This is a genomic window from Flavobacterium sp. FlaQc-30 (genome assembly GCF_044005885.1).
In the GTDB taxonomy this organism is placed as follows: Bacteria; Bacteroidota; Bacteroidia; order Flavobacteriales; family Flavobacteriaceae; genus Flavobacterium.
Genome location: NZ_JBIPCO010000001.1, coordinates 1 through 15,185, shown reverse-complemented (window position 1 = coordinate 15,185; position 15,185 = coordinate 1). Strand labels below are relative to the sequence as shown.

Sequence of the window (15,185 nt, the reverse complement as noted above, 5' to 3'; positions counted from 1 at the left end):
GAAACAATATAAAGGATTATGTCGTCTCACTACGAAGCACCCATTAGAAAACCTTTAGTTATAGGTGATAAATCATATCACGATGTAACTGTAGATGTGGCAGCACCTGTTGAAGGTCCTGCAAATAAACAATGGTGGATTGTATTTTCAATCGCATTAATAGCCTTCCTTTGGGGGTTAGGTTGTATAATTTACACCGTATCTACCGGTATTGGAACATGGGGATTAAATAAAACAGTTGGTTGGGCTTGGGATATTACTAACTTCGTTTGGTGGGTTGGTATTGGTCACGCTGGAACTTTGATTTCTGCAGTACTATTACTTTTCCGTCAACGTTGGAGAATGGCTATTAACCGTTCTGCAGAAGCAATGACTATTTTCTCGGTAGTTCAAGCAGGTTTATTTCCAATTATTCACATGGGACGTCCATGGTTAGCATACTGGGTTTTACCTATTCCAAACCAGTTTGGATCTTTATGGGTAAACTTTAACTCACCATTACTTTGGGACGTATTTGCGATTTCAACTTATCTTTCAGTATCATTAGTTTTCTGGTGGACTGGTTTATTACCTGATTTTGCAATGCTTCGTGATAGAGCTATAACTCCGTTTAATAAAAGAGTTTATTCTATCTTAAGTTTTGGATGGAGTGGTAGAGCTAAAGATTGGCAGCGTTTTGAAGAAGTATCATTGGTATTAGCTGGTTTAGCAACTCCTCTTGTACTTTCTGTACACACAATTGTATCGATGGACTTTGCTACTTCTGTAATTCCAGGATGGCATACAACAATTTTCCCTCCATACTTCGTTGCTGGAGCGGTATTCTCAGGATTTGCGATGGTAAATACATTGTTGATCGTTATGAGAAAAGTTTCTAATCTTGAAGCGTATATCACATTACAACATATCGAATTGATGAATATCATTATTATGATTACAGGTTCGATTGTAGGTGTTGCTTATATCACTGAGTTATTCGTAGCTTGGTATTCTGGAGTAGAGTATGAGCAATATGCGTTCTTAAACAGAGCTACTGGACCTTACTGGTGGGCATATTGGTCAATGATGACTTGTAACGTTTTCTCTCCACAGTTTATGTGGTTCAAAAAACTAAGAACAAGTATCATGTTCTCATTTATTATTTCGATTGTGGTAAACATCGGAATGTGGTTTGAAAGATTCGTAATTATTGTTACTTCTTTACATAGAGATTATCTTCCATCTTCTTGGACAATGTTCTCACCAACATTTGTTGATATTGGAATTTTCATCGGAACAATTGGTTTCTTCTTTGTATTGTTTTTATTATACTCTAGAACATTCCCTGTAATTGCACAGGCAGAGGTTAAAACAATTCTAAAAGGAACAGGAGATAATTACATTAGAGAAAGAGCAAAAAATAAAGATTCACATCATGAGTAATAAAGTAATATACGCCATTTATAATGACGATGATATTTTGATGGATGCAGTAAAGAAAACTAGAGCTGCACATCATCATATTGAAGAGGTTTTTACTCCATTTCCTGTTCACGGATTGGATAAAGCAATGGGTTTAGCACCAACAAGATTAGCAATTTGTTCTTTTCTTTACGGATGTGTTGGTATTTCATTTGCTACATTTATGATGAGTTATATCATGATTCACGATTGGCCACAAGATATTGGGGGGAAGCCGAGTTTTAGCTTCATTCAAAATATGCCTTCTTTTGTGCCTATTATGTTTGAGATGACTGTGTTTTTTGCAGCCCACTTAATGGTTATTACTTTTTATATGAGAAGTAGATTATGGCCTTTTAAAGAAGCTGAAAATCCAGATGTAAGAACAACAGATGACCATTTTTTAATGGAAGTTGCTGTGAATAATAATGAAGCAGAACTAGTTACTTTTTTCGAGGGAACTGGAGCTGTTGAAGTTAAAGTAATTGAAAAGAATTAATTGTAGCTATGAAAAGGATATATAAAATAACACTTTTAGTTGGTATAACTATTTTAGTTTCATCTTGCCACAATAATTCGGCACCAAACTATCAGTATTTCCCTAATATGTATGAGTCTTTGGCATATGAGCCATATGCAGAAGCAAAAGTATTTAAGGGTGGTAAAGAAGGACAGCTTCCTGTAGAAGGAACTATCAATAGAGGTTTTGAGCCTTATGAGTATGAAAATTCAACTGCAGGTTATGAATTGGCGAAAGCTAATTTAAAATCACCTTTGACTGAAGCAGAAAAAAGTTCTGAAAAAGGAAAAGAACTTTTCGATATTTACTGTATAAGCTGCCATGGTGCAACTGGAAATGGTAAAGGTAAATTAGTTGAAAGAGAGAAATTTCTTGGAGTACCTAGCTATAAAGACAGAGAGATCACCGAAGGAAGTATCTTTCATGTTGAGACTTATGGTTTAAATGCAATGGGTTCGCATGCAAATCAATTAAGTGCCCACGAACGTTGGTTAGTTGCTGACTATGTTCTAAAACTAAAAAGCCAATTATAATTGTTGAACAAACTGATCGTAATAGATATGTATACATTTTCAAGTAAATTAAAAACTTTTTCTTTCATCCTAATGATTGTTGGTATATTAGGAATAGGATATGGTTTTTTAACTGCTCCTAAAGATATTCAAGAAGTTGAAAAAATTCTTGCTGCAGATGCTCATGGTTCTCATGGTGCTGCACATGAAGCAACAGCAGAAGCTTCTCATACAGAAGCTGGGCATCACGAAACTGCTGAGGCATCTCATGATTCACATAAAGGTGGTGAACATGCAAAAGTTAATGCCGCTGATGAACATACAGAACATTTAAACCATGTACTGCACCAATTACAAAATAAACCATGGTCTGCATTGTATGTAGCTTGTATTTTCTTTTTGTTGCTTTCAATGGGAGTTTTAGCATTTTATGCTATTCAACAAGTTGCACAAGCAGGTTGGTCTCCAGTTTTGTTTAGAGTAATGCAAGGTATTACAGCTTATTTACCAGTTGGTTCTGTAATTTTCTTTATTATTTTGGTTCTTTGCGGACTGCATTTTAATCATATTTTTGTATGGTTAGGTGAAGGTGTTACGGATCCAAAAAGCCCTAATTATGATGCAATTATTGCTGGTAAATCAGGATATTTAAACTTTCCATTTTGGATTGTTAGAGCAGGTATCTTTTTATTAGGATGGAATTTATACAATTATTTCTCTAGAAAAAATTGTTTAGCTCAAGACGAAGCTAATGACGATTTGTACTACAAGAAGAACTTTAAGGCATCAGCAGGATTTTTAGTATTCTTTATTGTGTCTGAATCTATTATGTCATGGGATTGGATTATGTCATTTGACCCACACTGGTTTAGTACATTATTCGGATGGTATGTTTTTGCTTCTTTCTTTGTAAGTGGAATCACAACAATCGCTTTAGTGACTATTTATTTAAAATCTAAAGGATATTTAGAGTTTGTTAATACAAGCCACATTCACGATTTAGCTAAATTCATGTTTGGTATTAGTATTTTCTGGACATACTTATGGTTCTCTCAGTTTATGTTAATTTGGTATGCAAATATTCCTGAGGAGGTTACTTATTTCATCACAAGAATTCAATTGTATAACTTGCCATTCTTTGGTGCAGTGGTTATGAATTTTGTTTTCCCATTATTAATCTTAATCAATACTGATTTCAAACGTCTAAGCTGGATTATTGTAATGGCTGGTATTGTTATTTTATTAGGACATTATATTGATTTCTTTAATATGATTATGCCTGGTACAGTAGGAGATAAATGGTTTATTGGAGTTTCTGAAATTGCGTCTATTCTTTTCTTTTTAGGATTGTTTATTTTTACAGTATTTACTGCATTAACTAAATCTCCTTTGCTTGCAAAAAGAAATCCTTTCATAGAAGAAAGTAAACATTTTCATTATTAATATTTAAAGAAATAAACAGATGACAAGTTTGTTGGTAATTGTAGTTTTAGTTTTATTAGCAGTTGCATTATGGCAATTGACCAAGATATTTGATCTTACTCAAGTAGGATCTTCTTCGGACGATTCTCAGGTTGCATCAGATAATGATAATAATATTCAGGGATATATTATGTTTGGCTTTTTAGCTTTCATTTATATATTTACTATTTATGGTTTACTAAAATGGGGTAATTTAGTGCTTCATACACCAGCTTCTGAGCATGGGCTTTTAGTAGATAGTTTGATGAATATTACTTGGGTATTAATCTTTACAGTTCAAGTTATTACTCAAGGCTTACTGCACTGGTTTTCTTTTAAAAATAGAGGACATAAAGATAAAAAAGCTTTATTCTTTGCAGATAGTAATAAATTAGAAGCAATTTGGAGTATCATTCCATCTGTTGTTCTAGCTTGTTTAATTCTTTATGGATTATATGCTTGGAATAATATCATGTTTGTTGATAAAGATGAAGATGTTGTAGAGATCGAATTATATGCTCAACAGTTTAAATGGACTGCAAGATATGCAGGTCAAGATAATGTTTTAGGAAAAGCAAACGTTCGTTTAATTGAAGGAATAAATACATTAGGAGTTGATATGTCTGACCCTAATTCACAAGATGATATTGTAGTTTCTGAGCTTCATATTCCTAAAGGTAAAAAAGTGCATTTTAAAATGCGTTCTCAAGATGTGCTGCATTCAGCTTATTTTCCTCACTTTAGAGCACAAATGAACTGTGTTCCTGGTATGGTTACTGAGTTTGCTTTTGTTCCAACTTATACTACTGCTGAATACAGGGAGTTGCCATTTATGGTTGAGAAAGTTGCAAACATCAACAAATTAAGAGCTGAAAAAAGTATTGAGTTAGTTGCAAAAGGAGGTACAGCTTTAGATCCTTATACATTTGATTATTTATTATTATGTAATAAAATTTGTGGAGCTTCACACTATAACATGCAAATGAAAGTTGTTGTAGATACTCCAGAAGAATATAAAAAATGGTTAAGCGAGAAAACTACTCTAGCTCAGGATATTAAAGCGGCAGCAGCTGCTAAAAAGCCTGAAGCAGAAGGTGCTGCACCAAGTGATACTACTGCAAAAGTTATCGATACTGTAAAAGCAGTTGTAGATACAGTTAAAGCAGCTGTAGCTAAAGTTGCGATGAAATAATATTATTAAGAAAATTTAAAGTACACATATATGTCAGCAGAAGCGCACGGTCACGATCACGGACACGATCACGAGCACGAACATCATCATAAAGACACGTTCATTACTAAATATATTTTTAGTATTGATCACAAAATGATCGCTAAGCAATACTTGATTACAGGTATTATCATGGGGATTATTGGTATCGCTATGTCTTTGCTTTTCAGAATGCAATTGGCTTGGCCAGAAGAGTCTTTTAAAATCTTTAATGTTTTATTAGGAGATAAATTTGCACCTGATGGTGTAATGGCAAATGATATTTATCTAGCTTTAGTTACAATTCACGGTACCATTATGGTATTCTTTGTACTGACAGCTGGTTTAAGTGGAACTTTTAGTAACTTACTTATTCCGCTTCAAATTGGAGCGCGAGATATGGCTTCTGGATTTATGAACATGATTTCATACTGGTTGTTTTTCTTATCTGCTGTAGTTATGTTATGTTCTTTATTTGTTGAGGCTGGACCAGCTTCTGCAGGTTGGACAATTTACCCACCATTAAGTGCTTTACCACAAGCGATCCCAGGATCTGGAACTGGTATGACTTTATGGTTAGTTTCGATGGCAATCTTTATTGCATCTTCTTTAATGGGATCATTAAACTACATCGTAACTGTTATTAACTTAAGAACAAAAGGAATGTCTATGACTAGACTTCCACTTACAATCTGGACATTTTTCGTAACAGCTATTATTGGTGTTATTTCATTTCCAGTATTATTATCAGCTGCTTTATTGTTGATTTTTGATAGAAGTTTTGGTACTTCATTCTTCTTATCTGATATCTATATTGCAGGAGAGGTTTTACACTACCAAGGAGGTTCTCCAGTATTGTTTGAGCACTTATTCTGGTTCTTAGGTCACCCTGAGGTTTATATTGTAATCTTACCAGCGATGGGTCTTGTTTCTGAAATTATGGCTACGAACTCTCGTAAACCAATCTTTGGATATAGAGCGATGATTATGTCAGTTCTTGCAATTGCATTTTTATCAACTATCGTATGGGGTCACCATATGTTTATCTCTGGAATGAATCCTTTCTTAGGATCTGTGTTTACCTTTACAACTTTATTAATTGCAATTCCATCTGCTGTAAAAGCGTTCAACTGGATTACAACTTTATGGAAAGGTAACTTACAATTTAACCCTGCAATGTTGTTCTCTATTGGAATGGTTTCTACTTTCATCACAGGAGGTTTAACTGGAATCATTTTAGGAGATAGTACTTTAGATATTAACGTTCACGATACTTACTTCGTAATTGCTCACTTTCACTTGGTAATGGGTATCTCTGCACTTTACGGAATGTTTGCTGGTATTTACCACTGGTTCCCTAAAATGTACGGAAGAATGTTAAATAAAAACTTAGGTTATATTCACTTTTGGATTACTGCAGTTTGTGCTTATGGGGTTTTCTTCCCAATGCACTTTATCGGATTAGCAGGTTTACCAAGACGTTATTATACAAATACTAACTTCCCATTATTTGATGATTTACAAAATGTGAATGTTTTAATTACAACATTTGCTCTTGTAGGAGGAGCTTTCCAATTAGTATTCTTGTACAATTTCTTTAGTAGTATTTTCTACGGTAAGAAAGCGGTTCAAAATCCTTGGAGATCTACGACATTAGAATGGACAACTCCAGTTGAACATATTCATGGAAACTGGCCAGGTGAAATTCCTCACGTATATCGTTGGCCGTATGACTACAGTAACCCAAATCATGATGTAGATTTTGTTCCTCAAAATGTACCAATGAAGGAAGGTGAAGAAGTTTTACACCACTAAAATAATAGAAAGACTGTCAGAGATGACAGTCTTTTTTTTATGTGTTATTTTAAATAGTTAAATTGTTACTGTTTACATACTGATTTACTTTGTATATCTTTGTAAAATGAATGAGAATTTAGATCCAACAACCAAAGGATATAACCCAGAAGAATTAGATCTTGAAAAGAGATTACGCCCATTGTCATTTGATGACTTTGCTGGACAAGATCAGGTTTTAGAAAACTTGAAAGTTTTTGTAGCCGCCGCAAATCAACGTGGTGAAGCGCTTGATCATGCTTTATTCCATGGACCTCCTGGACTCGGAAAAACGACTTTAGCTAATATTCTGGCTAATGAATTAGAGGTTGGAATAAAAATTACTTCTGGACCCGTTTTAGATAAGCCTGGTGATTTAGCAGGATTGTTAACAAATCTTGATGAAAGAGATGTTTTGTTTATTGATGAAATTCATCGTTTAAGTCCTATCGTTGAAGAATATTTGTATTCGGCAATGGAAGATTTCAAAATTGATATTATGATTGAATCTGGCCCAAATGCTAGAACAGTGCAGATCAATTTGAATCCGTTTACTTTGATTGGCGCAACAACTCGTTCAGGATTATTAACTGCTCCAATGAGAGCACGTTTTGGTATCTCATCTCGATTACAATATTATTCTACTGAACTTTTGACAACAATTGTAGAAAGAAGTGCAGGGATATTAAAAATGCCTATAGATCTTGAAGCTGCAATTGAAATTGCAGGCCGCAGCCGCGGAACTCCTCGTATAGCAAATGCACTACTGCGACGAGTTCGTGATTTTGCACAGATAAAAGGTAATGGTACTATTGATATTGAGATTTCTCGATACGCATTAAAAGCTTTAAATGTTGATGCGCATGGCTTGGATGAAATGGATAATAAAATACTATTAACTATTATAAATAAGTTTAAGGGAGGGCCGGTAGGTCTTTCTACTTTGGCTACAGCCGTATCTGAAAGCAGTGAAACTATTGAGGAAGTATATGAACCTTTCTTGATTCAAGAGGGATTTATTATGCGTACACCCCGTGGTCGTGAAGTTACAGACAAAGCATATAAACATTTAGGTAAGTTAAATACAAATATTCAAGGAGGTTTGTTTTAGCAGTTATGTCTAATAATGTAAAATATAAGTACCCAAATAAACTATCAATAGTTCGGTTTTTTAAAGATGCTGAAGGGGTTAGAAAAAATCCGATTCCTTTTCATAAGAAATATTTTGAAAAATTTGGAGATTCTTTCTCCATTAGAATTGGTTTCTCAAAGCATATCATTTTGTCGAGAGATAATGAAATTGCGCAATATATTTTAGTTAAAAATCAAAAGAATTATCATAAATCTAAATTTCAATCGGTATATCTTTCTAAGTATTTAGGGAAAGGTCTTTTAACCAGCGATGGTGATTTTTGGTTAAAGCAGAGACGTCTTATCCAGCCGGCATTTCATAAACAAAAAATGAATCAGTTGGTTGATAATATGAATGTAACTATTAGTGCTGAATTGGATAATCTAGGAGAAGAAAAGCCGATAGATCTTTTTCCAATAATGAGTAATCTTGCATTTAATGTTGTGGCAAAATCTCTGTTTCAGCTCGCAACTGCAGAAAGTAAATTCGAGCGGATTAAATATATTATTGAAGAAGTACAGCATTTTTTAATTAAAGAAATTCGGCTTCCGCATAAAGCTTGGTGGTTCTCATTAAGTGGTCAAGTAAAAAAGCATCTCAAGTTAGCAGAAGAGAATAATAGTATTATTCGTGAAATTATCGAGGAACGGAAAGCTTCAAATGAAGAAATAAATGATTTATTGAATATGCTTTTAGAAACTAGATATGAAGATACTGGTGAAAGCATGTCTGTAGAGCAATTGATTGATGAAATTAAAGTTTTGTTTATTGCGGGACATGAAACAACTGCAAATGCTTTAACATTTACGCTTCATTTGTTAGGGAGTAATCCAGAAGTGCAGGAAAGGATTTTTGAAGAAATTTGTCAAATTGAGTCACAAACTGAAAATGTTATTGAACAACTTCAAAAAATGACCTATTTGAATTCCGTTTTGAACGAATCTATGCGTTTATATCCGCCAGCTTGGATTACAGACAGGCAGAATCTTGAAGATGATTCTTTTGGGCAGTTTAAAATAAAGAAAGATACTCTTATTGGCATTTCTTTTTATGAATTGCACCGTAATCCTAAGTATTGGAAGAATCCAGATGAATTCATTCCTGAACGATTTCTAGGTGAGCAAAAAAAAGAGTCAATGCAATATTTTTATCCCTTTGGTGCAGGACCAAGGATGTGTATTGGAACTGGCTTTGCCATTTATGAAATGTGTCTTACAATATCTCAAATTGTAAAAAAATATGTGATTAAATCTAATGATAGTGTAATACTGTTTAATCCATTAATTACTTTAAAGCCTGTTAACGTTAAAGTTTCATTCTCTAAAAGATGCTGATTAATTCTAAAGAGACATATTCAAAATTTATAAAATCAGAAGCCAAACGACTTGGCTTTATTTCGTGTGGAATATCGAAAGCTGGTTTTTTAGAACAAGAAGCTCCACGGCTTGAGAAGTATCTAAAAAACAATTACAATGGTCAAATGGCTTATATGGAGAATCATTTTGATAAGAGACTTGACCCAACTTTATTGGTTGATGATGCAAAAAGCGTTGTTTCTCTTTTGCTTAATTACTATCCTTCGGAAGTTCAAAATGAGGAAAGTTTTAAGATTTCCAAATATGCATACGGTCAGGATTATCATTTTGTTATAAAAGAAAAATTAAAAGAATTTCTTCATTCGATTCAAGAGAATATTGGCGAAGTTTCTGGTCGTGCTTTTGTTGATTCTGCACCAGTTTTAGATAAAGCCTGGGCAGCAAAAAGTGGTTTAGGATGGATTGGAAAAAACAGTAATTTAATTACCCAAAAAGTTGGTTCTTTCTACTTTATAGCAGAACTTATTTTAGATTTAGAATTAGAATATGATCACGCAGTAACAGATCATTGCGGTTCTTGCACTGCTTGTATTGATGCTTGTCCTACACAAGCAATAGTTGCGCCATATGTGGTCGATGGCAGCAAATGTATATCGTATTATACTATTGAATTAAAAGAAAATATGCCACATGAAATGAAGGGGAAATTTGACGAATGGATGTTTGGATGCGACACTTGCCAAGATGTTTGTCCTTGGAATCGATTTTCTAAACCACATTCAGAACCATTGTTTAATCCTAATCCCGAATTACTTTCTTTTTCTAAAAAAGATTGGCTTGAAATTACCGAAGAAACTTTTCGGTTAGTTTTCAAAAATTCGCCTATAAAAAGAACAAAATTTGATGGACTTAGGCGAAATATTAATTTCCTAGAATAAATTTACTCTTTCTATTTTACATTCATATTTAAAGAAACTTTTCTTCTTATAAAATAAAAACACACAATATTGATTTTTAATTAGTTATGTGTGTTTTGTTTGTTTTGGCGCCATATATTTTGTAGGATAATTTTACAGATTAATCATTCAAATCTCGTCATGCTGTTTTTTCTATAAAATTTTAAGAAATTTCTGCTGTTTTATTGTCGGATTGTTATGTTTTTAAGGTTTAAAGGTTAATTTGTTTTTAAGGATTGTGCATTTCAACGTTTTTTCATGTAGTTTATCGACTAATGTAGTTAGTATTGAGGTCTTTGTATACTTTCGCAGCACCAAATTTACTTAACTAACCCCCAAAGACATTGTGTCTTGAACCTAAATGCATTATGGTCCAAACGCTTAACTATCTTTTGTGCGATTTTGAAAAGCTCTTTTTCAATTATCCTAAATCCGTTTACATTATTTTTTCGTATCTGTATTATAATCTGAAGGCCAAATTTTGGTTTTCAGCTTCCAAATTTTCTATACTCCCAACTAATACCCTGTTTGTCTATGCGTAACTTTACTTTTAGCATGCCTAGTTTTGCTAGGTTCATTTTTGTTGTTTTGTTATTTCTGTCAGCATCTATAAATACATTTGCACAAGTTTGTGGTACACCTGGAGTTGATGGCCCTATAGCGATAACAGGTTCTGTAAATACTTATTTCCCAATTAGCGGTGATATCACTTTAAATGCTGGGGCTCAATCTATTTTATTAGGTAAAGTACCAGATACAGACAGGCATAATAATAATTTTGGTGGAACTCCAATTTCTGCAGGAGATTTGATCTTAATTATTCAAATGCAGGATGCTACAATCGATTATAGAGATAATGCTAATTATGGTTCAGGAATTACAACGAGTGGTTCAGACTCTAAAGGGGGTACGGGATTTACTAATATTGGTAATACTGGTGTTTTTGAGTATGTTATTGCGACAAATAATGTACCAATAACGGGAGGAAACTTAACATTTAAAGGCACTGGAAGCAATAACGGTGTTAGAAATAGTTTTTATAATGCAATTGCGACAACATCAACAGGGAAGAAGACATTTCAGGTTATAAGGGTACCTCAATATTCTAATTTAACGCTAAATTCGGACATAACTACACCGCCCTTTAATGGAGTTGCGGGTGGCGTAATTGCTTTTAATGTTTCAGGAACATTCAATTTTAACGGAAAGAAAATTGATGGAAATGCGAGAGGATTTAGAGGAGGATTTAGTCCTCAAGCTTATTCAGGTGCAAATAATGCATCTATATACGTAGCGAATACTTCAAATACGATTGTTTCTGGAAAAGGAGAAGGAATTGCAGGAACCCCTCGATTTATGTGGGACGGTTTTAATCAGGTTGACAATGTTGTTGAAGGCATGCCAGGAGGTTCTGCAGGTAGAGGAGCCCCTGCTAACGCAGGTGGCGGTGGTAACGATCATAATACAGGCGGCGGCGGCGGCGGTAACGGCGGTTTCGGCGGTTTAGGTGGTTATGGCTGGCAGGGATTTCCTGGAGGAGATCGCTGGCCAAACTTTACAGGAGGAGGAAGGCCGGGCTTTAAATCTTATACTCAAACTATACCACCATTAACTCGCCTTATTATGGGGGGTGGTGGTGGTGCCGGTGATGCCAATAATGCTGTTGATGGAGTGAAAGGAGGTGTTGGAGGTGCTATTGTACTTATTAATGCAGGGACTGTTCAAGGGACGGGAACAATTGAAGCCAATGGTGGAGATGGAGCTCCGGGAGTTTACTCAGGTTCACCAGATGGTGCCGGAGGAGCAGGAGCAGGAGGAACGGTATTATTAAATATTTCTAATAGTAGCACAGGGGCTATTACCATTAATGCAAAGGGAGGAAATGGAGGAAATACAGAAAGAGATACTAACAATGAACACGGGCCCGGTGGTGGTGGTGGTGGTGGGGTTATTAGACACAATATTGTCGGTTCAGTAGCAATTACTACAAATGTAAATGGAGGGGGAGCTGGAGTGACAAGAGGAGCTGCTAATAACGTTGGTAGTACATCCCATGGAGCAGAGCCTGGAACAGATGGACATGTATCGACTTTTACTTCTCAGGATCTACCGCCTAATTTACAAGTAAATGCAAGTTGTTTTCCTATTTTGGAGACAACAGTAAGGGCATTAACAACAAGTGAAGTATGTGGTTCGATTGGTGAGAAAGTTACATATGAGATTCAAATAAAGAATACTGGAGCAGGAAATGCGGCTGGAGTTTTATTAGATTTCTCTTTTCCAGCAAGTATTGAATTTGATGCTGCAACAGCATCTTATTCAACGGAGGCTTCAGGTCCCTCTGGGGCTTTGTCGAGTACAGGCTCAGCTAATAATCCTTTAATTGGAAATTTTAATATTGCACAAAACGGAGTTGTCACTATAACTTTAGTTGGAAGAATATCAGGTACACTTGCTGCAGGGAAACATAGTTCTAGTGCGCAAGCTCAGTACTTAGATCCAACTCGAAGGCTAGATGCCACTAGAAAAATAACTGCTGCTTTAAATGGATATGGTACAGTAAATAAAAAATATGAAGGAGCGAACCAAGCAGATGTTCCGGGAACAAATTTTAATGGCACTGGTTCAACAATAATAGTTGATGATATTACAATTTTGGCACTGCCAGCAGCTCCAACAGTTAATACAACTCAGGGAAATTGTACAACTCCAACTGGAACTATAACGGTTACAGCACCTGCAAATGGCCCGAACGTAAGTTATACTTTAACAGGAACAAATCCAGTAACTGCATCAACAAGTAATGCAACTGGTGTTTTTCCTGGCTTGGTATCAGGAACTTATCAAATAACCACAACCAATGCACAGGGATGTACTTCGCTTCCAACTACTGGGATATCAATTACTGCGGTTTCAGGAGCACCTACAGCTACGGGGGTTTCAATTTGTGTAGGAGGATCTGGATTGTTAACAGCTACATCTACATGTTCAAGTAGTTTTGTGAATTCAGGAACTACAATATCGGGGGCATGGACATCTACCAGTCCAAGTGCAAATCGTACTGGCACTATAATCAATAGTAATACTTGCAATGGTGCTTTTACTTCTACTAGTAGGAATTATGTTTCAACTCTTTTTCAAGTAAGTATTACAGGTAATTATGTGTTTGAAATGGTTGACAATAATTCTTATGATGGTATGGGGTATATTGTCTCTGGATCTTTTACACCAGGTAGTTGTTCTGCTGGATGGATTAGAGGTGATGACGATAGTGCTGGAAATGGCAGCAATGAACCTCAATTAGGAGGAAATGTAGGATCTGGTACGATGAATTTGACGGCTGGAACTACTTATACATTGATATCTACTACTTATGGAGCTACTGGAAACTATTCTTTTTCTTGGACAATTTCGCCTCCAAATACGGGACAGGTAATGTTGCAGACCCCAGGAACGATTAATTGGTATACATCCCCTTCTGGTGGTGCATCAATAGGCTCAGGAAACTCTTTTAATCCAGTAGGAGTTACAGGTTCAGGGATACAAGATACAAATACAGCTAAATCTGTTACTTTTTATGCGGCATGTTCTAGTAATCCAAGTTGTAGAACGGCAGTTAACTTTGTCATTAATGAAAAACCAACTATAACAGGAATAGTACCAGCATCACGATGTGATTCAGGAGAAGTAACTTTGGGGGCAACAGCTTCATCAGGAACAATAAATTGGTATACTGTAGCAACAGGAGGATCTATAATAGCCACAGGAACAAGTTATAAAACACCAAGTTTATCTACAACTACAGATTATTATGTAGAGGCTGTAGCTAACGGATGTACTTCTGCAGCTAGAACTAAAGTTACAGCAACAGTAAATACGACACCAACAATTACTAGTACAACTCCTAGGTCAGGATGTGCAGGAGAAACAGTTATTTTGTCTGCATCAGCCTCGGCAGGGACAATCAACTGGTATAGCAACGTGACAGGAGGAATCTCGTTAGGAACAGGTACAAATTTTACTACACCGAATTTATCTGCAACTACTACTTATTATGTAGACGCTACTAGTAATAATTGTACTACCGGATCTAGAGTTGCAGTAGCAGCTACAGTATATCCACTTCCAACAGCATATGCGGTTACAGGTGGTGGAACATATTGTACAGGAGGAATAGGATTTGCAGTTGGATTAAGCAATTCAGATAGTGGAGTAAGTTATCAATTACAATTAGGAGGAGTGAATAATGGAACTCCTGTTATAGGAACGGGTACTGCGATCAGTTTTGGAACAAAAACAGCAGCAGGAACTTATACTGTTGTTGCAACTAATACTAATTCGGGAACATCTTGTACTGCTACAATGACAGGAAACGCTGTTATTACTATAAGTACTTTTCCAGCTGCATTAGCATTAACAGGAAGTACTATTTGTGTTTCACCTGGAGGAAACGGTACAATTACCTCTTCAACTTCAGTAAGCGGAGTAAATTATCAATTATATAATTCAAGCAATACACCAGTTCAAGGATCAATACCTGGAACTGGATCAGGTTTAACATGGTCAAATCTTATTGCAGGAAATGGATATTATGTAGCGGCTACTAATGCATCAAACTGTTCAACAAATAGTAATACAGTTAATGTAGCGACTACCCCAAATCCTGCAGCACCGACATCTCCAGTTAACGTAACGGTATGTGAGACAGGTTCATCACAGACTCTAACGGCTACCGCTACAGTACCATCAGGATCAAGTATTGTTTGGTATGATGCAGCTTCAGGAGGCAATGTAGTAAGTCCAGC

10 protein-coding genes are annotated in these 15,185 nt (G+C 35.5%); all 10 read left to right on the top strand.

The genetic code is table 11. The annotated features are described in order from the left end of the window. Nucleotides 1-18: 18 nt before the first annotated feature. The gene (gene nrfD, locus ACHRV0_RS00050) at nucleotides 19-1,422 is read left to right on the top strand and encodes an NrfD/PsrC family molybdoenzyme membrane anchor subunit (protein WP_089052709.1); all 1,404 of its coding nucleotides are present in this window, start codon (nucleotides 19-21) and stop codon (nucleotides 1,420-1,422) included. Next, nucleotides 1,415-1,939 (top strand): DUF3341 domain-containing protein, encoded by a 525-nt coding sequence (locus tag ACHRV0_RS00045; RefSeq protein WP_089052710.1) that lies wholly within the window; start codon nucleotides 1,415-1,417, stop codon nucleotides 1,937-1,939. Before nrfD ends, ACHRV0_RS00045 begins: the two co-directional genes overlap by 8 nt. A gap of 8 nt (nucleotides 1,940-1,947) precedes the next feature. Next, complete coding sequence (locus ACHRV0_RS00040; RefSeq protein WP_089052711.1) at nucleotides 1,948-2,493, top strand: cytochrome c; 546 nt, start codon at nucleotides 1,948-1,950, stop codon at nucleotides 2,491-2,493. A gap of 27 nt (nucleotides 2,494-2,520) precedes the next feature. Then, nucleotides 2,521-3,915, top strand: a complete 1,395-nt coding sequence (locus tag ACHRV0_RS00035; protein ID WP_129053101.1) for a quinol:cytochrome C oxidoreductase — start codon at nucleotides 2,521-2,523, stop codon at nucleotides 3,913-3,915. A 19-nt stretch (nucleotides 3,916-3,934) separates the two neighbouring features. Beyond that, complete coding sequence (locus ACHRV0_RS00030) at nucleotides 3,935-5,125, top strand: cytochrome c oxidase subunit II (protein ID WP_089052713.1); 1,191 nt, start codon at nucleotides 3,935-3,937, stop codon at nucleotides 5,123-5,125. A 30-nt stretch (nucleotides 5,126-5,155) separates the two neighbouring features. Further along, entirely contained in the window at nucleotides 5,156-6,958 is a 1,803-nt protein-coding gene (locus ACHRV0_RS00025; RefSeq protein WP_089052714.1) for a cbb3-type cytochrome c oxidase subunit I, read from the top strand. A gap of 106 nt (nucleotides 6,959-7,064) precedes the next feature. Then, nucleotides 7,065-8,087, top strand: coding sequence for a Holliday junction branch migration DNA helicase RuvB (ruvB, locus tag ACHRV0_RS00020; RefSeq protein WP_089052715.1), 1,023 nt, complete (start codon nucleotides 7,065-7,067; stop codon nucleotides 8,085-8,087). 5 nt (nucleotides 8,088-8,092) lie between these two features. Beyond that, nucleotides 8,093-9,442, top strand: coding sequence for a cytochrome P450 (locus tag ACHRV0_RS00015; RefSeq protein WP_395439516.1), 1,350 nt, complete (start codon nucleotides 8,093-8,095; stop codon nucleotides 9,440-9,442). Beyond that, nucleotides 9,436-10,362: a tRNA epoxyqueuosine(34) reductase QueG gene (gene queG / locus ACHRV0_RS00010; protein ID WP_164975041.1), complete on the top strand. Its 927-nt coding sequence runs from the start codon at nucleotides 9,436-9,438 to the stop codon at nucleotides 10,360-10,362. Before ACHRV0_RS00015 ends, queG begins: the two co-directional genes overlap by 7 nt. Before the next feature lie 552 nt (nucleotides 10,363-10,914). After that, nucleotides 10,915-15,185: beta strand repeat-containing protein (locus ACHRV0_RS00005; RefSeq protein WP_395439515.1), on the top strand; the 4,271-nt coding region annotated here is incomplete at its 3' end.

Excerpts from the sequence above, each read along its gene's own strand:
- nrfD (WP_089052709.1), top strand. The coding sequence starts at position 19 with ATGTCGTCTCACTACGAAGCACCCATTAGAAAACCTTTAGTTATAGGT.
- ACHRV0_RS00045 (WP_089052710.1), top strand. The coding sequence starts at position 1,415 with ATGAGTAATAAAGTAATATACGCCATTTATAATGACGATGATATTTTG.
- ACHRV0_RS00040 (WP_089052711.1), top strand. The coding sequence starts at position 1,948 with ATGAAAAGGATATATAAAATAACACTTTTAGTTGGTATAACTATTTTA.
- ACHRV0_RS00035 (WP_129053101.1), top strand. The coding sequence starts at position 2,521 with ATGTATACATTTTCAAGTAAATTAAAAACTTTTTCTTTCATCCTAATG.
- ACHRV0_RS00030 (WP_089052713.1), top strand. The coding sequence starts at position 3,935 with ATGACAAGTTTGTTGGTAATTGTAGTTTTAGTTTTATTAGCAGTTGCA.
- ACHRV0_RS00025 (WP_089052714.1), top strand. The coding sequence starts at position 5,156 with ATGTCAGCAGAAGCGCACGGTCACGATCACGGACACGATCACGAGCAC.
- ruvB (WP_089052715.1), top strand. The coding sequence starts at position 7,065 with ATGAATGAGAATTTAGATCCAACAACCAAAGGATATAACCCAGAAGAA.
- ACHRV0_RS00015 (WP_395439516.1), top strand. The coding sequence starts at position 8,093 with ATGTCTAATAATGTAAAATATAAGTACCCAAATAAACTATCAATAGTT.
- queG (WP_164975041.1), top strand. The coding sequence starts at position 9,436 with ATGCTGATTAATTCTAAAGAGACATATTCAAAATTTATAAAATCAGAA.